This window comes from Roseibacillus persicicus (assembly GCF_014651675.1).
GTDB classification, from domain to species: Bacteria; Verrucomicrobiota; Verrucomicrobiia; order Verrucomicrobiales; family Akkermansiaceae; genus Roseibacillus; species Roseibacillus persicicus.
Genome location: NZ_BMXI01000020.1, coordinates 63,697 through 83,411, shown reverse-complemented (window position 1 = coordinate 83,411; position 19,715 = coordinate 63,697). Strand labels below are relative to the sequence as shown.

General features: G+C 54.8%; 17 protein-coding genes. 9 read left to right on the top strand and 8 right to left on the bottom strand.

The features are described from left to right. Positions 1-238 precede the first annotated feature (238 nt). Positions 239-1,681, bottom strand: coding sequence for a hypothetical protein (locus IE099_RS18975; protein ID WP_189573790.1), 1,443 nt, complete (start codon positions 1,679-1,681; stop codon positions 239-241). Next, complete coding sequence (locus IE099_RS18970) at positions 1,678-1,866, bottom strand: hypothetical protein (protein ID WP_189573787.1); 189 nt, start codon at positions 1,864-1,866, stop codon at positions 1,678-1,680. Before IE099_RS18970 ends, IE099_RS18975 begins: the two co-directional genes overlap by 4 nt. Before the next feature lie 249 nt (positions 1,867-2,115). On the opposite strand from IE099_RS18970, the gene IE099_RS21165 reads away from it, so the two are divergent. Then, entirely contained in the window at positions 2,116-2,610 is a 495-nt protein-coding gene (locus tag IE099_RS21165) for a GTP-binding protein (protein ID WP_189573784.1), read from the top strand. 118 nt (positions 2,611-2,728) lie between these two features. On the opposite strand, the gene IE099_RS18960 is transcribed toward IE099_RS21165, so the two are convergent. Further along, positions 2,729-3,142 (bottom strand): REP-associated tyrosine transposase, encoded by a 414-nt coding sequence (locus tag IE099_RS18960; RefSeq protein WP_377047473.1) that lies wholly within the window; start codon positions 3,140-3,142, stop codon positions 2,729-2,731. A 526-nt stretch (positions 3,143-3,668) separates the two neighbouring features. Here IE099_RS18960 and IE099_RS18955 point away from each other — a divergent pair. Both IE099_RS18955 and xseA read left to right on the top strand, forming a co-directional pair. Beyond that, positions 3,669-4,424, top strand: a complete 756-nt coding sequence (locus tag IE099_RS18955) for a hypothetical protein (protein ID WP_189573778.1) — start codon at positions 3,669-3,671, stop codon at positions 4,422-4,424. Positions 4,425-4,491: 67 nt separating this feature from the next. Beyond that, positions 4,492-5,862 (top strand): exodeoxyribonuclease VII large subunit, encoded by a 1,371-nt coding sequence (xseA, locus tag IE099_RS18950; protein ID WP_189573775.1) that lies wholly within the window; start codon positions 4,492-4,494, stop codon positions 5,860-5,862. A gap of 21 nt (positions 5,863-5,883) precedes the next feature. Here the strand turns inward: xseA and IE099_RS18945 are convergent, their stop codons facing one another. Both IE099_RS18945 and IE099_RS18940 read right to left on the bottom strand, forming a co-directional pair. Then, positions 5,884-8,139: a right-handed parallel beta-helix repeat-containing protein gene (locus tag IE099_RS18945; RefSeq protein ID WP_189573772.1), complete on the bottom strand. Its 2,256-nt coding sequence runs from the start codon at positions 8,137-8,139 to the stop codon at positions 5,884-5,886. Between the two features lie 48 nt (positions 8,140-8,187). After that, positions 8,188-9,135 (bottom strand): sugar phosphate isomerase/epimerase family protein, encoded by a 948-nt coding sequence (locus tag IE099_RS18940; RefSeq protein WP_189573769.1) that lies wholly within the window; start codon positions 9,133-9,135, stop codon positions 8,188-8,190. 189 nt (positions 9,136-9,324) lie between these two features. Here IE099_RS18940 and IE099_RS18935 point away from each other — a divergent pair, with 189 nt between their 5' ends. Next, on the top strand, positions 9,325-11,484 hold the full coding sequence (locus IE099_RS18935; protein WP_189573766.1) for a transglutaminase domain-containing protein: 2,160 nt from the start codon (positions 9,325-9,327) through the stop codon (positions 11,482-11,484). A 35-nt stretch (positions 11,485-11,519) separates the two neighbouring features. On the opposite strand, the gene IE099_RS18930 is transcribed toward IE099_RS18935, so the two are convergent. Beyond that, positions 11,520-12,329 (bottom strand): hypothetical protein, encoded by an 810-nt coding sequence (locus IE099_RS18930; RefSeq protein WP_189573763.1) that lies wholly within the window; start codon positions 12,327-12,329, stop codon positions 11,520-11,522. A gap of 113 nt (positions 12,330-12,442) precedes the next feature. Between IE099_RS18930 and gcvT the strand changes: the two genes are divergently transcribed. From gcvT to IE099_RS18905, 5 genes are all read left to right on the top strand, one after another. Further along, positions 12,443-13,519, top strand: a complete 1,077-nt coding sequence (gene gcvT / locus IE099_RS18925; RefSeq protein WP_189573760.1) for a glycine cleavage system aminomethyltransferase GcvT — start codon at positions 12,443-12,445, stop codon at positions 13,517-13,519. Positions 13,520-13,542: 23 nt separating this feature from the next. Then, the gene (gene gcvH / locus IE099_RS18920) at positions 13,543-13,920 is read left to right on the top strand and encodes a glycine cleavage system protein GcvH (RefSeq protein ID WP_189573757.1); all 378 of its coding nucleotides are present in this window, start codon (positions 13,543-13,545) and stop codon (positions 13,918-13,920) included. Between the two features lie 30 nt (positions 13,921-13,950). After that, positions 13,951-16,749 (top strand): aminomethyl-transferring glycine dehydrogenase, encoded by a 2,799-nt coding sequence (gene gcvP, locus IE099_RS18915; protein WP_189573754.1) that lies wholly within the window; start codon positions 13,951-13,953, stop codon positions 16,747-16,749. 32 nt (positions 16,750-16,781) lie between these two features. Beyond that, a complete protein-coding gene (locus tag IE099_RS18910; RefSeq protein WP_189573751.1) occupies positions 16,782-17,282 on the top strand; it encodes an 8-oxo-dGTP diphosphatase in 501 nt (166 codons plus the stop codon). 536 nt (positions 17,283-17,818) lie between these two features. Then, complete coding sequence (locus IE099_RS18905) at positions 17,819-18,355, top strand: PEP-CTERM sorting domain-containing protein (protein ID WP_189573749.1); 537 nt, start codon at positions 17,819-17,821, stop codon at positions 18,353-18,355. A 26-nt stretch (positions 18,356-18,381) separates the two neighbouring features. Here IE099_RS18905 and IE099_RS18900 read toward each other — a convergent pair whose 3' ends face one another. Then, positions 18,382-19,137 (bottom strand): hypothetical protein, encoded by a 756-nt coding sequence (locus IE099_RS18900; RefSeq protein WP_229809592.1) that lies wholly within the window; start codon positions 19,135-19,137, stop codon positions 18,382-18,384. Between the two features lie 115 nt (positions 19,138-19,252). Continuing rightward, positions 19,253-19,681, bottom strand: a complete 429-nt coding sequence (locus IE099_RS18895; RefSeq protein ID WP_189573746.1) for an exosortase system-associated protein, TIGR04073 family — start codon at positions 19,679-19,681, stop codon at positions 19,253-19,255. Positions 19,682-19,715 lie beyond the last annotated feature (34 nt).

Genomic DNA, 19,715 nt, shown 5'->3' with positions numbered 1-19,715 from the left:
CGAGCGGTCAAAGGACGTCCGAAACCTTTTTCACTTTTAACGAGTCACCGACACGTATTCCAAGAAATCCCACATCGCTCAAGCTACCGAAAACCGGCTTAATGCAGTGCCATTCTGGACTGACCCCTTTTTTTCCCCTTTTTTTCTGACCCCTTTTTTCTTCAGGTCGCTCACCAGATTTGTGTCAACAAATCACAAGCGGAGCAGAAGAAAAGCTCTGACCAAAATCCGCTCCAACCTACTCTCCCGCTCCCGCAATCTCGCCTTCCACCACTTTGCGTAACTCTGGATCAACAATCCGTTGCGCCCACTCTCCGGCGGCATCTAGGTCCCCTTGCCGAACCCCTTCCCGCGCATAAGCCAACGCCACTCGCTCATCCTGCTCCGGCGTCAGGGTCTTCTGATTTTCCTGATACCATTCATAAGCCTGCGCCGCATCCTTCTTCAGCCACTGCTCCATCGCCACTTCTACCCAAAAGGGTTCTGTCGATGCAGCGCCACCGGTTATACCCGACAGAGTCTCCGAGGGATTGTCCCAAGTTTGAGATTTCAGCAGCTCTCCTTGCTTGACGTTAATTCTGCCTTCAGCTCTAGCAATCGACTCAGGATCGGTAAGGCGACTCGCCCATTCTTTAGCTCCATCAATCTCTGAACTTTTCAAGGCTGACTCAACGAAAGACAATTCGATAGCATTTTTCATTGTTTCGGAAAGCTCTGCTTCACTCTTTTCAAACCATTCAAAAGCCCCCTTGGAATCTATTCTTATAAACTCTGAATAGGCATCGGTCAGAATTTCACTCGAAATTGCTGAGCTTCTTGTCAAAAGTTCAACTGCTCTTGGAGCGTCTTGCGCAATCATCGGAAAAACAAGATTTCCCACGTTTGTCACTTCAGACTCCAAAACCTTTCCGTCAGAAAGACTCGCGAACACCTCAAACGGATACTGATTTGCAACAGAGAAAATCACACTACTATAGTCATCCTTCGATACTATCCCTTCCTCAAGAAGACCATTGAATCCTCTAAGCAATTCTTGGAAATCGCCCACATCGCCACGGGAAGCTCGGCCTTCGCCAAGTTCAGCCAGAAATTCTCGGCCTATTACCATTTTGTAAATTTCTACTTCGACTGGGTTCAGCTTCCTAGATATATCAAAATCGCCCAAAGCGAACTCTTCCCAGTCATGAGCCCTTATTCGCAATGCCTCAATAGCCGCGTCTCTTTCATCTTGAAACTCTAGTTTCTCGACTAGCGTAAACATTTCCTGCAGATTGGCATCAGCAGCCTCGAAAGCTGCTACTAGATAAAAACATCTTGCTGCTCCCGGGCCCATTTGATTGCGAACGAAATCACAAGCAGATTGCAGCCCTCTGGTCTCGGCAAGTCTTAGAATAAGGACCCGCTTCAGTGCCTCAGTATCCGCACCTGAGAGCCCACTATTCGAGAATTTAGTCCAAAGAATCCCGAAGTCTTCAATCTCATCGGTCCAATCGCTCAATCGCTTTCGGTCAGAAAGAGGCATATCACTCAACGACTTGAAATTAGCCTGAGTGCCCCAATGCCGCCGATTTCGCGCTTCTTCAACCACACCAGAAGAAGAATTTTCTTCTGGTGCTGGTAAAGTCTTCTTCTCCTTACAGCTAAGTAGGAATATAAAAAGAAAGCAAAACAGCAATTTCATTCAATTAAAGGAGCATGATCTCCTGCGAGTATGGAGAAGAAATCAATCTTCGGGAGGAGCCTCTCCACAATACCAAGGCCCTGACCCCGTTGTCGTTCCATCTGCCTTCTTGCAAGTGCAATCAGACCTACCATTTCTACCTTTGCAGACTCCCTGAGCATTGCAAGAAGGGGTAGTCTTTCCATGCACACACCAACCGGTGCTGGTCGAGGTTCCCCCAGTATTTTGAGCATCCGCTTCAACCAAACCGGAGAAAAATGTAGCACTAGCGGCGGCGACCGTCGCGGCCATTGATTGTTTTACAAAGCTTCTTCTTTTCATGAGGTTTTTTTATTTGGCGAGTTGGTAACTATATTTTGGCGGGGGAAAAGATATCGAATTCACACCGTCAACGCGGTAAGTCTTGACTGAAAAAATCATGCAAGTGTTTTTTTATGACACCTGAGAATAGCGACGATTCAGGTGCCGTAGAAGCACAATTTCTAATCATTTGCGGCTTTCTCGGACCTGGGGAAACCTCTTCGGTAGCTAGATTAGTTCGCTATCTCCAATCCCGAGGTCTTCGCCGCGGGGTTATCACAAATGACCAAGGAGAGGGCTTAATTGACACCCAAATGGTCAAACAAAGCAGTGATGCCATCGCCGAAATCGAGGGGGGCTGCTTCTGTTGCCGACTCGATGAATTGGTGTCAGCGATGGAACGAATCGAAGAAAGGCAGCGCGCCCCCAAGTCTTCATCGCTGAGCCCGTGGCAGAAAAGTGGCAGAGAAAAGGGTCAGCCCACGCGTCTGAACATTTTCCCTAGATGGAATTTTGAGGGCTGTAGGAGGCGGAGTGATTTTTGCGGAGAGATGCGGCTTCGACGCAGCACTTGGCTTAATGTTTTGGCAGGGGAGACTGGAGGTGAGCTCGATGTTCTCTTTTGGTGAAGTTTGGTCGGTCACTCGGAATGGTAATACGGAGCGCGGGTCTTTAGCCCGCCCCGACGGTTCGTCATCGAGGCAGTGGGGCGGACTAAAGATCCGCGCTCCGTCTCGGGGGGTGGATTTAGCTTTGAGGGAGAGGCCAACCATAGCCTAGGGAGGAATACGGCCAATCAGCAGCCTCTGTGACCAGACCTGCGCGAACGGGGTTGCGGTGAATGTAGGACACAGCATTCCAGAAGTGCTCGTCGTCGCGGATCACGCGGTCAAAGTAGTCCTTACCCCACAGGCTGCCTTCTCTCTTGAGGGCCAGATTGATTTTGCGTGAACTACTCCCTTTCCATCGTCGTACGATGTCACCTAATTTGCATTCTTCGCCTTGTTTGATTAGAACGTGAGCATGGTTGGGCATGATGCACCAGGCGATGAGTCTGTATCTCGTTTCGTGTCCTTCTAGAAAAGAGTCTTGGAGAATTTGTGCGCACTCGGGGTGACGAAGATAGCACTGTCCGTGCCCTGCGTCTTCGTAGCGGGCAATTCGGCGGGTGAGTTCTTTTTGGGATTTTACCTGGGTTTCTTTGTCGGGAGATTCGAGATGGTCTTTGAGTTCGGTTTTCCATTTTCAATGATGGAAGTGGGCAGGCAATCGGCTTCTCGGAAGGTAATGGCCTGAAGAGCGGATCCGTAGTCGCGGTGGGGGAGGTAGCCTCGTTGGTGATGGCCCTTGGGATTCACAATACAGTTTTAGCGGAGTAATCAAATGGGGCGCGAGTCTTTAGTTCGGCCTAGTGCTTGAATGACGGACCGGTGGGGCGGGCTGAAGACCCGCGCTCCGTCAGGGGTTGGCTGGGGGACGCCAGAGTTGAAGGGGGGCGGTGAAAATGGGCCGATGCGTGAGGTGACCCAGAGTCCTCTGCTTCGAGTTCGGCACGAGGATTTCATAGACGGTTCGAAGGGCTTCTGATAGTGCAGTTAGTATGCATTTGGAAAAAATTCTTTCGCGGTCGCTTGTTATAGTTTCTACCGGACTTATTCTCAATGCCTGCGGTCCTTCGGAGTCGAAAGTGGCGGCACGCACTCAGGAACAACTGCCGACCCTGGCTGGTCGCGATACGGCTTTTCGCTTTCAATGCTATTTGATTCAAACCCCGCCGGATTTCAGTTTGTTAGAGGACCAGAAGGAGGCCCATCTCGCCGGAGTCTATTCGCAAGCTGAGGGCGACAAGCTGGTGGAACGTCTTCGAAGAAGACGAGGCTTCGAGGTTCTTTCTCAGCCCACCGTAACCACTCGAGATGGGAAAAGCGGCACTGTTTCGGTCGTTCGTGAAATGATTTTCCCCACCGAGTATGATCCTCCTGTTGTAAGCACTGGGAAGTTGGGAACGGGGACTTCTTTTCCCGTCACTCCATCGGCTCCGAGCGAATTTGAAAGCAGGGAGCTTGGCTTCACCGCCAGCTTTGTTGGCCGAGTAAAAGGGGCCCAGGAATTGGAAGTTGAATTCGATATCAAGCGTTCCGCGTTCTTGGGCTTCATCAACTATGGCTCACCCATTTTGACCGAGGGCTCCGGGTTGTTTGGTAATCCGGTGAAAGTGGTGGTCAGCGAGAATCGCATCGAGATGCCCGTTTTCGATCAGCGAAAGATCGCCTCCACCGTCAGTCTCACTCCGGGGCAGTATCTCGCCATCGGGGGCTTGGCTCGGGAGGATTTTGCGTCTTTGGAGGAAGTCACCCAGCCATGGCGTCCTGATACCGACCGGAAGCCCCATGGACTCTTGGCCTTGATTCGGGTTGATGCCGTTCCGGCTGGGAAGGATTGAGTTGGAATCGCGCGAACAGGCGTAATTTGGGTTTTGTGAGGGGGCTGGATCGTGGCAACGTTTCAGCGTGAACCTATTCACTGACTTTCCCAGCGACCGCGAAGAGAAGCGTGAGGCCCTTCCGGTTTCGCGTTTGTTGCGGCGGATGCGCAATCTGTTAGAGATTGAGATTGGTGAAGTCTGGGTCGAGGGGGAGGTTTCCAATTTGCGCAAGCAAGGGAGTGGGCATTGGTATTTTTCGCTAAAGGACGAGGGCGGTCAAATCGTGTGCGCCATGTTCGGTGCCCGTCGACGGCCGGGCAGTGAGGTGCTGGAGGACGGGGCCAAGGTCCGCGTTTTCGGCGAGGTGACGGTCTATGAGGCGCGGGGAACGGCCCAACTGGTGGTGAAAGAAGCCGAAGCGGTGGGGGCCGGGGCTCTACAAGCACAGTTCGAAGCGCTCAAGCGGAAGCTCGATGGGGAGGGGCTCTTTGATGCCAGTCTCAAAAAGACGCTGCCGAAGTTTCCCACCCGTATTGGAATTGTAACGAGCGGAAGCAGTGCCGCGCTGCAGGATATGATCAACGTCCTTTCCCGCCGGGCTCCGTGGGTGACGGTTTATCTGTCGGATGTATTGGTGCAGGGCAAAGGGGCAGAGCGGGGCATCGCGAAAGCGATTGAGCGAATCGGCAATTGGAAGGAGAACGGATTGCCCGAGTGCGATGTCGTTATCGTGGGGCGAGGTGGCGGTTCTCTGGAGGACCTCTGGAACTTCAACGAAGAGGTGGTTGCGCGCGCCATTGCGGCTTGTCCCATTCCGATCGTGAGCGCGGTCGGGCACGAGATTGATTTTACCATTGCGGATTTTGTGGCCGATCTGCGGGCTCCTACTCCCAGCGCCGCTGCCGAGCTGGTGGTGCCGGAACGCTCGGAGCTGGAGGCCCGTGTTCAGACCTTGGGCGGCCGCTTGCAACGGCGATTGGAGGAGGGGATTCGGCAGCGTGAGGAGGCCCTGCGTTATCTGAAGCGCACGGGTGTCGCCACTTCGGCCGATGCAGTTTTGCGAGAGCCCATGACTCGCCTCGACGACGCCACCGAGCGGCTCGAGCGTGGGATGCACCAGGTCATTCTCAATCGGGAAAACTTGATTCGAGAACTCTCCGTTCGGTGTCGGGCCAATCGGCCGTCCGTCGTGTTGGCACGGCGTGGGGAGCGCCTTAAAAACCTGGGTGCCCGACAGGAAAGCGCGATGGAAGCCAATCTGCGAAAGAAGGAAGCCGCTTTGGCTCGCCTGCAATCCTTGGTCGAGGCGTTGGGGCCGGCCTCTGCCTTTGAGCGGGGTTTCTCCATCACCATGGATTCCGACGGCAAAGTGCTGAAGGATGCCAGTCTCATCAAGTCGGGCATGCGCCTGGAGACGATGATGAAGGGTGGGGTGGTGAGTAGCACGGTAGATTAGCTGTTAGGGAAAATCTAACAGTTACCGAAGGAAGCCGCCCATGTCGCGGACGAGGATTCCGGTATTGAAGTAGATCGACTTGTTCACGGTCTTTGGATCATAGCGGGCCTTGGGATCGAAGGAGGGGCGGTTTTTGAATTCAGTGTAGATGGCCCGTCGATAGAGGTCCTTGCGTGGCACCGCTTTTCGAAATCCGTCGGTGAAGAGTCCGATTTCTTGAAAAGGAATGAAGGGCATGGTGATTTGTCCAGCCCCGCCGCGATAACGAAAGTCGAGGTTGCTCTCGTTCATGAAGACGGACATGGGCACGTCTTCATTGCCCCCGCTGCGGATGAAGGGGACTTCGGAAATTTTCTTTTCACCCCCTCTTGTGAGGTATTCGAAGTTCTTTCGATTCTCGGAAAAGCGATTGTCCACGAACTCACACTCGATGGGATAGAATCGCATTCGCTTTTGATTCATGATCTTTGCGAAGAGCGGGAAGCGGCTTATCCAAGGTTCGCGATTCCATCCTTCCTTTCCCACCACCTGCTCCGTGCGCCAGATGACATCTCCCTTGTCGCCGCGTTTGAGTTCACCGGAATCATAGCGGGCAATATTTTTGTAAGTCCGTTCCGCATAGTTCTCGGTGTTATAGATTCCGATGTAGCCTTTGAGGAACAGGTTCCCGCGCACCCGGTGTCCCGCTCCACCATTGATGAGCACGGCGCGATGGGCGGCTTTGTAAAAAACGTTTTCCTCAATGGTTTCGCCCTGGTCCCCATCATCGGGATAGATGCCGCCGCGAGGGTGGGCTTCCGGCAGGCACATGAGATGATGAATGAAGTTGTGGCGAATGATGTTTCCCCAACTCCAACGGGACGCCCCGCTGTAAATGGCGCCGCCATCGCCTTCCTCGAAGCCAATGTTGAAGAGCTCGTTTCGCTCGATCAGGTGGTCGCAGTCGCCAAAGACCATCACCTGCCCGGGGAAGTTGTGGACGAGGTTGTTGCGGAAGATTTGACCGACTCCCCGGATGCTGATTTTGCCATAGTAGTCAGCAGCTTCGATTTGGGTGAAGTGGTTGTTCTTGGCAAAATGTTCCGATGGTTCGAGGGTCTCCAAGCTGCCTCCGGAGAGGGTGAGGTGGTGGGGAAGGTCGTAGAGATCGCAGGACAACAAGCCGCAGGAATTGCCACCCTCGATGATCACTCCGGGACGGGAAGAATTCCGAATGGTCGAACCTGCAAGGACTACGTGCTGGCAGTTCGCGATGCTCACCATTGCTTCGCCTTGTCCCGTTCCCTCAAGGGTGAGCCCCTCGAACGAAAGCCAGCTCGCGTCTGCAACTGTTAGAATGGGTGATCCCAGCCATAGGCTCAAGCGGGAGTCTGGCGAGAGCTTCTGTGGAGGGATGAAGTAGAGTAGGGAGGCCTCGCTATCGAAGAAGAATTCACCGGGTCGATCCAGTTCACACAAGAGGTTGGTCACCCGCACCCGTCGGGGAACCTTGGTGTTTCCGAGAACACCGTAGCGACTCGAGTCCGCCAGTTGGATATGTCCGTCGGAAATGGCAGCGATGGGATGGGTTTCGCGATACCAGTCGTGGCTCAGGTAGCCTGTGACTTTCGCAACTTTATTAAATTCAAGTTCGCGTTGCCAAGCGGAGAGGTCCTTATCGAGTAAAGTGAATTTGCCTCCTATCGGTTTGTCCAGAGACCAACGGGGGGGAGGTCCCAGGGTGCGACCTTGCGCGTAGATGGCCCCTTTGTCCGCTACTCGCGCGATGTGTCCGAAACCGACATTGGGGTAGGAGGCAATGGTCAACATTCGTCCATCCAGGCTGCAGCGCACACCATACTTGCCGAGAGCGCCTCGCACCTCGGGGTCGGAGATGGGGAGGGAGCGGACTTGCCCGCGGGCTATCGGGTGCAGTTTGGCCAGCTCGTCCTCGCTGCGCACGATTTCAGCCTGTGACAGGTTCAGGGAGAGGCCGGCATCGAAGACCGGGGCTTCGCCTTCCATGGCCCGAAACCGGATCGGGTTCTCCCGAGTCCCGGTAAAGTCGCGGTCGAGCGAGATGGTTTGGCGGGCAGGGTAGTGACCACCCTCTACCCAAACCGTAATTGGTTCCTTGCCTATCTCAGACGAGCGAACGGCCTCGACCACTGCTTGCAGAGTTCGAAAGGGCTCGTATTTAGTGCCCGGGTTTTCGTCGAGCCCGGACGGCGAAAGATACAGTTCCCGCCCCGACACCAGAGGGCAAATGAACATGAGGATGAACAGCGACAGCTTCATGTCTTCTCGCTTTGAGGGATGGGGGAATCCCCAGTAGTTGGGGAGCGGTTAGGATGCGACTGACAATTCCTGCCGCATGAGATCCAACAGACGAGGAACCTCCTCGTAGGGATTACCCTTCTCTTCGTATTCCAGCACGACGAAGCCTTGGTAGCCGGCGTCGCGGAGAATCCCCATCACGCGGGGGATGTCGGTGGTCAGGCGCTTTTTACCCACGGTGAACTTTTCCTTCAGCTGGACGTTGAGGGCAAATGGCGCGGTCTCGACCATGGCGGCGTAGGGATCCTCGACCCGGAAGTTGGCGGTATCGAGATTGATGCCCACCCAAGGAGACTTTACGGCCTTCGTGATCCGAAGCAGTCGATCCGGGGTGCTAATGGAATCATGGTTTTCGATCCCGAGGAAAATGCCTTTGGAGCCCGCGTAATCGGCTGCCTCCTCCAAGGACTCGATGGCGTTGGTTTCGAGCTGTTCTTCACTGACGCCCTTGGGTGGGATTCCGGCAAAGACCCGAATGTGGGGTGCTCCCATCAACGCCGCGCGATCGATCCACTGCCGGGTGTAGGCCATCTGTTTTTCCCTCTCTTCCGAGCCTTTGGGATGGGAGAAGTTGTTGCCGATGGCTGTTCCCGAGACGGAAACTCCCGAGATGTGGGCCAGATGGCGGCAGGCGAGAAAGTCTTGGTCCTGGTCCTGAGGGTTGAAGTAGTAGCTCGTGAGCTCCGCGCCATCCACCCCACTGGCGGCGCAGAACCGTATGAACTTCTGCATGTCCATCTGCTGGTCCGCAGGGACAGGCGCGTTCTTGCGATCTTTGGTATACGCGAAATATTTTCCGAAGGAGTAAGCCGCCAGAGCGAGCCTCAACTTGCTGTCACCACTACGGGAGAAAGCTTGTGGAATCGCGCTGGCCGTGGGGGCGAGGATTCCGCCTGCCGAGATGAGGGCTGCCTGGCGAAGGAGATTGCGTCGTGAAATATTGAATGGTGAGTTCATTTGATGAGTGAAGATGGAATTCGGATCGTTCTCGCCAAGAATACTGCTGCCGGAACCGCAAATTGGCTCCTGATTTGAAGAAAATGCGTAATCTCCCGAGTGAGCAGTGAGGAGAAAGGGGGAGCGCTCTTGACAAATCCTCCCTGAATTTGACTCGTCACCTCGAGGCCATTTTGCGTAAGTGAGGCCATGCGAAACATGTTTACCAAGCTGGGAATTTTGCTCCTGCTCTTTCCCCTTGCAGTTCAGGCGGAGACGGAGCTCGAGAAGTTGAGAGGAATGGCCCGCTCAGAGCTCGGAGAGGAGGGGGCCAAGGCTGCGGACTTCCTGATCAGCTACATGCCTGTTGATGACCAGGAAAAGCTCTCCGCCGACTTGCTGTATTCCAACCTGTCCCACGCAATGAGAGCGCGTGGGGACTTCCCATGGGCCCGAGAGCTTTCGCAGGAGCTGTTCTTCAATGATGTCGTGCCGTATGCGGTTCTGGATGAGACTCGCGAGGACTGGCGCCCGCGTTTCTACGAGATTTGTAGTAGTTTGGTCAAAGACTGCAAGACGGCGAGTGAAGCGGCGCAGGTCCTCAATCGGGACCTCTTCAACAAGGTCAACGTTCACTACAACACGGGGCGAAAGAAGCCCAATCAGAGTCCGTCGGAATCGATGGCGAGTGGCAAAGCGACTTGTACGGGACTCAGCATTATTCTGGCTTATGGTTGTCGTTCGGTCGGAATTCCCGCGAGGGTGGCGGGAACCGCCCTCTGGTCTGACAAGAGCGGTAACCACACTTGGGTCGAGATTTGGGATGGCGAATGGAAGTTTCTCGGCGCGGATGAGTATGATGCCAAGGGGCTCAATCGCGGTTGGTTCATCAACCGGGCCTCCCAAGCAAGAGCCGATGAATGGCAGCACGCCATCTGGGCCAGTTCATGGAAGACCGCGGACGCTCACTTCCCCATGGTGTGGAACCCGAAGGACAAAACTGTCTTTGCGGTCAATGTGACCGAACGATATGCCAAGAAGGCCCCCGCAGACAAAGCTCTGGAGCTGGGAGTGCGCGTCTTTCAAGAGAAAGATGGACCGCGGGTCGAAGCGGAGGTCGCGCAGCTTGATGAGGCAGGGAACGTGATTTCTTCGACTTTCTCCAAAGCAGGTCGCGCTGACCTGAATGATGTGGCGGTCCTATCCCTCAAAGGGAAGGCACCTTGGAAGCTCCGCGTTTTGAGCGGGCAGGAGCGCGCAGAGATTCTGTTAGAGAAAGTGCCGGAGCAGGCTCTCGACATTATTTTGAAACATCCCGAGGCCGCCGCCGCGAAGATAGATCTCACCGATGTCATTGCGGCTTGGAAAGAAGAGGGGCGCGAGGAGCGCGAGGAGGAGCTGGCGAAGAAGGTGATTCAGGCCGCGGGGAAAGAAATGAAATTTCTCGAGAGGAAGTTCGGGAATGCGCCGGCGGAAGGGCATGCTCTCTGGATCTCGATGCATGGTGGGGGTGGGGCTGCAGCGAGGGTCAACGACGGTCAGTGGCAGAACCAAATCAAACTTTATCAACCGAAAGAGGGTTACTATGTGGCGCCGCGGGCCCCGAGTGATACGTGGAACCTATGGCATCAGGACCACATCGACGCGCTCTTTGACCGCTTGATTGCCAACTACGTGATTTGTCGTGGGGTGGATCCCAATCGAGTCTATCTGATGGGTTACTCCGCTGGTGGAGATGGGGTCTATCAGTTGGCTCCCCGAATGGCGGATCGCTTTGCGGCTGCGGCAATGATGGCGGGCCATCCGAATGAGACCAAGCCCGACGGGTTGAGAAACTTACCTTTCGAAATCTTCATGGGAGGCGAGGATGGCGCCTACAAGCGGAATCAAATCGCCGCCAATTGGAAGGAGCTTCTGGCGGAGAAGCAGAAGGCTGATCCGAACGGCTATCCGCACCGCGTCACCATCTACCCCGGACTTGGTCACTGGATGGAGCGTAAGGATGCCGAGGTCTTGCCACGAATGGCGGAGAAGCGCCGCGCGGAATGGCCGAAGAAAGTGGTCTGGCTGCAAGACGATGTCACCCACGAACGCTTCTACTGGCTGGGGGTGAAATTCCAGGGAGCAGTCAAGGGCCGCAAGTTGATTGGCGAGGTCGACGGGCAAACGATCCGCGTGACTGGCGAGGATGTGAGCGGCTTGAAATTCTGGCTAAGCGACGAGCTGCTGGACCTCGATCAGGAGGTCGTTATCGAGCTGAATGGCAAAGAAGCCTTTCGCGGAATCGTCAAGCGTCAGCCCGCGGTGGCAGCCATGTCGCTGCGCCTGCGCTGTGGAATGATTGCCACGGGGTTGGTTGTGCTGGACTAGGCCTTTCGCCAACAGAATCGCTCAGGGTCGGGCTGCTATTTATCCAGGCAATCGGTGCAGATTTCCTCGTCGTTGTCGGCGACGCGAAACTCGAGGTCAGGGTGAGTATTCTCGGTCGCTCCGCAGACTTTGCATTTGTGGAAGCTGGTCGCCTGGCCTCCCTTGGTCTTGGACTGGAACTCAACCCGGCGCTTGGAAATCTTCCGTTGATTGCGACCGTTGCGAATGACGAGGGGAAAAGCCCACCAGAGATAGGGCCCGAAGGCGAAGAGGACAAAAAAGCCGAGAAACGGATTCGAGAGGCTGTTGGCCAAAAGAAGAAACCCTGAGATCGCCGCGAGAATCCAGACATGGACCGGAATGATCAGCATGAGCAGGAAGGTGTGCTTCGGAAATAGGGTCGCAAAGGCAAAGAAGGCCGCGAGTTCCAGATAGGCTCCGCCAGCGATTTGATAGGGGAGACCGGTGGCTCCAAGAACGCAATTGGCGAACAATTGGCCGATGATGATGGCGAAGAAAAAGAGTGAAGTCCGAAAGACACCCCAAGCGTTTTCCAGCGAATCGTTCACCAAAAATGCAATTCTTAACCCAAAGATGGCAAAAACGATTGCTCCCACTGTGCCCAACAGGGGTACATAACTGGGGAAAATGAGAAAGAGAAAGGAGACGAGCCGCCAAACTTCTCCCGCCTGAATCTTTTCCCAATCAAAGATCAAATTGGTCGCGACCTCAGGGCGAATCGTGAGCCCGATGAGTAAGGTGAAGTGAATAATGGCGATGCCACGGAAGAAGCCGGGAAAGGCCAACCAACGCATCCGCGGTTCCAGAGAATTGATGAATCCCATAGGTGGGTGGAGTGAATACTCGGAAGAGTGGTCTGGCCACCGTTTTCTTTTCCGAGACGCGCTCGGTCTCAAGTGACATTGACAGCGCTAGGGAAGGGAGGCAGTTTCCCGCCATGAGCGACTTGAAACGCAGCCCTCTTGATTCTCTTCATCGCGAAGCGGGAGGACGAATGGTTCCTTTTGCCGGGTGGGAAATGCCGGTGATGTATCAATCCATTTTGGAGGAGCACCGTGCGGTCCGCGAGAGTGTCGGGCAGTTCGATATCTCCCACATGGGCCAATTGTTCGTGGAAGGCGAGGGGGCTGAGGAGTGGCTCAACCGGCTTCTAACAAATGATGTTTCCGCACTGGAAGACGGCCAGGGACAATACACTTTTCTGTTGAATGAAGCGGGCGGAGTGATCGACGATCTAATCATCTATCGCATCGAGGAGGGTTCCTATTTTCTCGTGGTCAATGCGGCCTGTTTGAGTGCTGATTTGGCATGGTTCGGCAAGCATGCGGTGGAGGGGGTCTCCTTGCGGGACGAGAGTGAAGGATTGGCAGGGATCGCGGTGCAGGGGCCGAACTCGGTGGATGTGTTCTCGAGGGTTTTCGGAGGAAGGACTCTCCCGTCGCGCAACGGGATCGATGTGCTTTCCGTAGAGGGAAAGAATCTCTGGATCTGCCGCACGGGATACACCGGCGAGGATGGTTTCGAGTTCTTTTGCTCGTCTGGGGCGGCGGAACGTTGGTGGGAAGAGTTTGCCGAAGCTGGAGCCAAACCGTGCGGACTGGGGTCACGTGACTCTCTTCGCTTGGAAAAATGCTACCCCCTCAACGGCTCGGATTTGACGCCCGAGCGCACTCCCCTGGAAGCGGGACTGGGCTTTTTTGTGAAGCTGGATAAGGGCGAGTTTATCGGGAGGGACGTTTTGCAGAAGCAGAAAGAGGAAAAGCCCACCGAGCGCCTGATAGCGATCCAGTGCAATGAAAAAGGCGCTCCGCCACGACCCGGATATCGAGTTCTCGATGCTGATGGAGAAGCCCTCGGAGTGCTGACAAGTGGTGTTCTCTCGCCGATTCTGGGACTCGGAATTGGGATGGCATACCTTCCGGTCGCCAAAGCCAAAGTTGGCACCGACGTCTTTATTGAATCGCGGGGGAAAAAGATGCCCGCAAAAGTTGTGAAAAAACCTTTCGTTGCGTAAGAACTCCATCATAGAAATCTGCCATGGCAATTCCATCAGAACTGAAATACACCGAAGAGCACGAGTGGGTGCGTATGGACGGAGACATCGCGATCGTGGGCGTGACTGATCACGCGCAGGAAGAATTGTCCGATGTCGTCTTCGTCGAGCTCCCCGAATTGGAGCGTGAGGTTGAAGAAAAAGAACAAATGGCGGTGGTCGAATCAGTGAAGGCTGCCAGCGACATTTACGCTCCGGTCAGTGGCACGATCATCGAGGTCAACGTGGCTTTGGAAGAAGAGCCGGGCTTGGTCAATGAGGACCCCTACGGAGAAGGCTGGTTGTTCAAAATCCGTGTTTCGGACATGGAAATCGTGGAAGGTCTATTGACTGCTGACGATTACGAAGAGCATATTGGTTGATTTCTTTTTGGAATCAACGAATGTGCCCGCGTGTCAGCGCAGACAGAATTCAAACATCGTCACCTCGGCGTCGGGGTAGAAGAAACAAGCGAGATTCTCTCGCTTTTAGGATACAGCGATTTGGAGGCATTGACCTCCGATATCGTGCCTGGTGGGATTCGGATGGAAGGGAAGTTGGAGCTTCCCGAACCATTGGGGGAAAGAGAAGCCCTTGCCGAGTTGAAGGGCTTACTCGCGAAGAATAAGATGGCCCGCAGTTATCTCGGGCAGGGCTATCATGGGACCATTCTCCCTGCTGTCATTCAGAGAAATCTGTTGGAGAATCCGGGTTGGTATACCGCCTATACGCCCTATCAACCCGAGATTGCTCAAGGCCGGCTGGAGGCTCTTTTGAATTTCCAGACCATGGTCACCGACCTGACTGGGTTGGCTGTGGCCAATGCCAGTCTGTTGGATGAAGGCACTGCTGCTGCCGAGGCCATGGCGCTCGCTTTATCATCCAAGCCGAAGGGCAAGGTCATCTTTGCCGATGAGAATTGCCATCCCCAGACGATTGCAGTCTTGCAAACCCGGGCCGAACCTCTCGGGACGGAAGTTGTAGTCGGGAAGTGGCAGGACTTCGATCCTGCCAATTGTGAGGGCTTGTTCGCAGTATTGGTTCAGTATCCAGATACCCGCGGCTCGATCCATGACTACGAAAAGTTTGCGAGTGAGGTCCAAGACGCCAAGGCGATGGTCATCGTGGCGGCAGACCCTCTAGCATTGGTGGTCCTGAAGGAGCCCGCTTCCTGGGGAGCTGATATTTGTGTCGGTTCGACTCAACGATTCGGTGTGCCGATGGGGTGTGGTGGTCCGCATGCGGCATACATCGCGGTCAAGGATTCGCTCAAGCGCAAGTTGCCGGGCCGGTTGGTTGGCGTCTCTTTGGATAGCCAGGGGAATCCGGGTTTCCGCCTCGCCTTGCAGACCCGGGAGCAACACATCCGCCGGGACAAGGCGACTTCCAATATTTGTACCGCCCAAGTGCTCCTTGCAGTCATTGCCTCCATGTATGCTGTGTATCACGGGCCAGAAGGACTGCGTGTGATTGCGGAAAGGGTGAACAAGCTGGCAACGACTTTTGCCAAGAGCTTGCAGGCGGCAGGTCTAACAGTCGGTGGCGAACCGTTCTTCGACACCGTGACGATCTCCACAACCGACGCAAAAAGCATCGTTCGCCAAGCGGGAGAGTCGGGCTTCAATTTGCGTCTGTTAGATGAAAATACGGTGTCGGTCTCGTTCGATGAGCTCAGCACCAGCGAGGAGTTGGCCGTCCTGTTAGAATTCTTTGGCGTCCAGTCGGTCGAAACTGCTGAGGCAGATTTTGCCGAGTTTGCGAGGGAGACAAAGATTCTCACCCACGAGGTCTTTCACCGCTATCGCAGCGAGACCGAGATGATGCGCTATCTGCGCCGGCTCGAAGGAAAAGACCTCGCTCTCAATCAGGCCATGATTCCGCTTGGCTCGTGCACCATGAAGTTGAATGCGGCAGCGGAGATGATTCCTGTCACTTGGCCCGAGGTTGGGGAGATTCATCCATTTGCTCCGAGGGAGCAGCTCGCGGGCTATGAGGAGATGCTGACTCTGTTAGAGAATTGGCTCGCGGAGATTACGGGCTTTGCCGGCGTGTCTTTGCAGCCCAATGCCGGTTCGCAAGGAGAATACGCAGGGTTGTTGGCCATCCGTCGTTACCATTTTTCCCGAGGAGAACGGGAGCGCAATATCTGCATCATCCCGACCTCCGCACATGGCACCAACCCCGCCTCTGCAGTGATGTGTGGCATGAAGGTGGTGGCGGTGGGTTGTGACGAGGCTGGCAACATCGACATTGCCGACCTCAAGGCCAAAGCCGAGAAGCATGCCGACAATCTGGCGGCCCTGATGGTGACATACCCTTCGACTCACGGGGTCTTTGAGGAGGGGATTCTCGAGATTTGCGAGACCATTCACAAGTTCGGCGGTCAGGTCTATATGGACGGAGCGAACATGAATGCGCAGGTTGGTCTCACCAGTCCCGGTTTGATTGGAGCAGATGTCTGCCACCTCAATCTCCACAAGACATTCTGCATCCCACATGGAGGGGGAGGACCTGGGGTTGGGCCCATCGGGGTCGCCGCTCACCTGGTGCCATTCCTTCCCGATTCCGAAAATGCGGTGTCTGCTGCGCCTTGGGGCAGTGCGTCCATCAACGTCATCTCTTGGATGTATATTCGCATGATGGGGGCACAGGGCTTGAAGGAGGCCACCCAAATTTCGCTGTTGCTCGCGAACTATCTTTCCAAGCAGTTGGAGCCGGCTTTTCCAGTCCTTTACAAGGGGCGCAATGGTTTGGTTGCTCACGAATGCATTCTGGATGTCCGGCCAATGGCCAAAGAAAGTGGGCTCGGGGTCGAGGATGTTGCCAAGCGTCTCATCGACTACGGCTTTCACGCTCCAACCATGAGTTGGCCAGTAGCGGGAACCCTCATGATCGAGCCCACCGAGTCAGAGAGCAAGCGGGAGCTCGATCGGTTCTGCGAAGCGCTGATTGCCATTGCTTCCGAAATGAAGGCGGTGGCCAATGGGGAAAGCGATGCCACTGACAATGTGCTGAAAAACGCGCCTCATACTGCGGCGATGCTGACAGCTGATGAGTGGACCCATCCCTACAGTCGGACCGAAGCCGCCTGGCCGGTGGCAAGTCTGCGGGAATGGAAATTCTGGTCGCCTGTCGGTCGAGTCGACAACGTGCACGGTGATCGCAACCTGGTCTGCACCTGCGAGGGGATGGATGCCTATACCGAGGATTGATTTCCAGCGCCTGAGCAAGTGTGATGGTCGCAATGAGCGAAGCAACATGCCCGGTGAACTGGGAAACCTGGGAGCCGGGAATGCGGGCCACCCTGATGTTTATCCGGGTCGGCGACGAAGTGCTGCTAATTGAAAAGCAGCGCGGCATTGGTGCGGGCAAAGTGAATGGGCCCGGTGGCAAAATCGATCCCGGCGAGACCCCTCTGGAATGCGCCATTCGCGAGACTCAGGAAGAACTCTGCGTTACTGCGACTGGCGTGCGCAAGATGGGGGAGCTCTTCTTCGCCATGTCGGATATGCCTGACATCCATTGCCACGTCTATATGGCCGACGGATACGAGGGCACTCCGACTGCGACCCCCGAGGCGATTCCGCTTTGGACAAAGGTGAGCGACCTCCCTTTTGAGCGCATGTGGGATGACGATCGTTACTGGCTGGGCGAAATGTTGGATGGCGAGACGTTCTGCGGAAAGTTCGTCTTTGATGAGGAAACCATCCTCTGGCGTGAAGTGAATTTCGGTGTAACGTGGTGAAAAGAAGAAACCCGCCCTGCGCGAAGTGCGAGAGCGGGTTTCTAAAGTCCTCCGTGACCACAAAGACGCGATAAGCTGCGTTCCGAAGACTCAACAGGTTGGGGACTCCGGGGACCGCGTCTGCCCTCCTAAAAAGGCGCGACATTCACATCCCTCGGGGCTGCCCCCATTAACTTAAATATCGGTCCGAGCTCGCTGTCTTAAGAGCGACCACGGGAGACGGAGAAAGAGTAGCGCAGAAGGGAATGCGCGCAATTTGAATTTGGCAAAAGAGGAAAACTTTATTGCTTGCTTTTCTGTTAGGAGGCCATGAGCAAATTGAGAAGGCCGAGTCGTCTTTTTTTTGAACAAAAAGAGGGGAGAAGCATCTACTTTCTGTGGCGGCAGGACGTTTTGCAATGAGGACGCTCTCGCGAAAGGAATTTTCGAGGAGGCAGTGTGTCCCAATCAGTAATTTGGCGGAAAAAGTTGAGTCTGTGTGCGTAAGAATTATTTGAGTGACTTTATTTTAAATTTAGATAAATTAGTAGCATTCCATGACCCAGTATTCTTGCGAGGAGAGGCAGAAGTCTCGAAAACGGTGGCTGCCATACTTGGCAGGGGGGATTTTTGGGCTTCATGCTCTGCTTTTCTTCTTGTTGGCCCAATGCAGCTCATTTGGAACGAGCACCGAGCAAAAGGTGTCGTATATCGACCTGAAGATTGAGCAGAACCACCGCAAGGTGGACCTGACTTTGCCTGAGCCTCCCGAAAGGATGTTCTATCAGTATGCGAGTTTTCCTTTGGAAAAAAGGGAGGAGGCGCCGCAGCCACTGAGCTATCCTCATTGGAAGGGCTGGGAGACCCTGGTGGCATTGAGGGTCGAGGACTCGGTTCCGATGGAAAACTATCGCCTGACAATGTCGGCCCGGCGCTCGGATCCTCCTGCCCGGTCCATCAGTTTTCAGCCTGTTTTTCGTTCAGTCATCATCAATGGGACTGTTCTTCAGCCGGTCGAAACGGTCCCGGAACCCTCCTCGGCAATGTTGATTGCTTGTGGTCTCCTTGGTTTGGTGACGAGGCGAAGCCGCTAGGTGTGGTCTTGTTAATGAGGCGGAGCCTAAGGAATCACTACCGGCTGAATGCGCTTGGTGGTGAAGCGCACGCTCACAGTGTAGTTTGACTGGGCCTGACTGGTGCCGAGTAGAACGGAGTGACCGTCATTGGTGCGCCACAAGTGAGAGGCCAGCATGAGGCCGTCCTGCAGTTCTTTTTGTTCGGGATAGGGGGATACGGAGAGCGGCTTCCCGTAGAGCTTGTTGAGAAGATTGATGAGCTCGTTCCAAGTGGCTTGGAGCTTGCTGGTGTAGGCCATGGCTCCCAAGTCCTTGGTGCGGAGGGTCACCTCTTGCAGGCCGCCGGAATTGGTCCAATCAAAGTAAAGAAAGCAGGGGAGCCCTCCGATGGTTTCGGTGGTTTCGAAGACTCCATTGAGGCCGGTACGGCCAAACAGCCCGGCCTCGATGTTGCTTTTGACTAAAGAGGAATCCAGCAGTTTGGCTTCGACTTCATTGCGAGTATCGCCGAATTTGAGGGGCCCGAAGGCATCACCTTCGGGCTCTTTGGCGCCTTCGGGCGTTTGGTAGGGATGGTTCTCTTCCAAAAAGGTCTGTTCGTCCTTGTGAAGTTTATCGATAGAGAATGTCAAAACGCGCCCGTCGCTGCGTCGAAGAGTGACCGAGGTTTCGTCACGGGAGAGAAAGTTGGCTTGGAGAGTTTTTGAGCCATCGCTGCTCTTCCAAGGCCGCATTTCAGCGGAAGCGACGGAAAAGCTGGCGAAAAGAGAGAGGACGAGAAGGGATCGAGAGAGCTTCACTGCTTTGTAACGTCGAAGGGAGGTGAATTGTTCGGGAAAAAGTTTCTCTTTGGGATAAAAAAACCCGGAAGGCAGAACCAACCGGGCTTCTTGAAAAAGGAAAGAGAGGGAAGAACTACCAGCGCTGGGTGCGGGTGTGGCTGAAGTGGTCTTCGAATCCAAGTTCTGGTGGGAACTCGGAGAGGCCTTCGCTCGGGTTCATCTCAACACGCCAATCAGAACCACACTTGGTGTAAGGGGGCTTGAAGGTGCCTTTGTAAGTGGGGCAATGAAAAGTGAAGAGCTCGTAGAAACCGTAACCGAGGCGCTTGAAAGCACGCTGAGTTCCGTTCACCACGCCGTAAGACCAACCTGCCTTGTGACCGGTGGTGTTGGACTGGCGAACGATCTGCTCAGGAATCTCCATTACTCCGTAGAGAATGTTGCTGATGGCACGACCCAACTTGCGGGAAGATGTGTACTGCGCTCCAGGAGGGGCTTGAATGTCTCCGTAGGCCACGCTGCCGAGGCACAAGAATGCTGCTGCTAGGATCAATTTTTTCATCGCTGGCGAGATAGTGAAGGACTGTGCAGAGAGT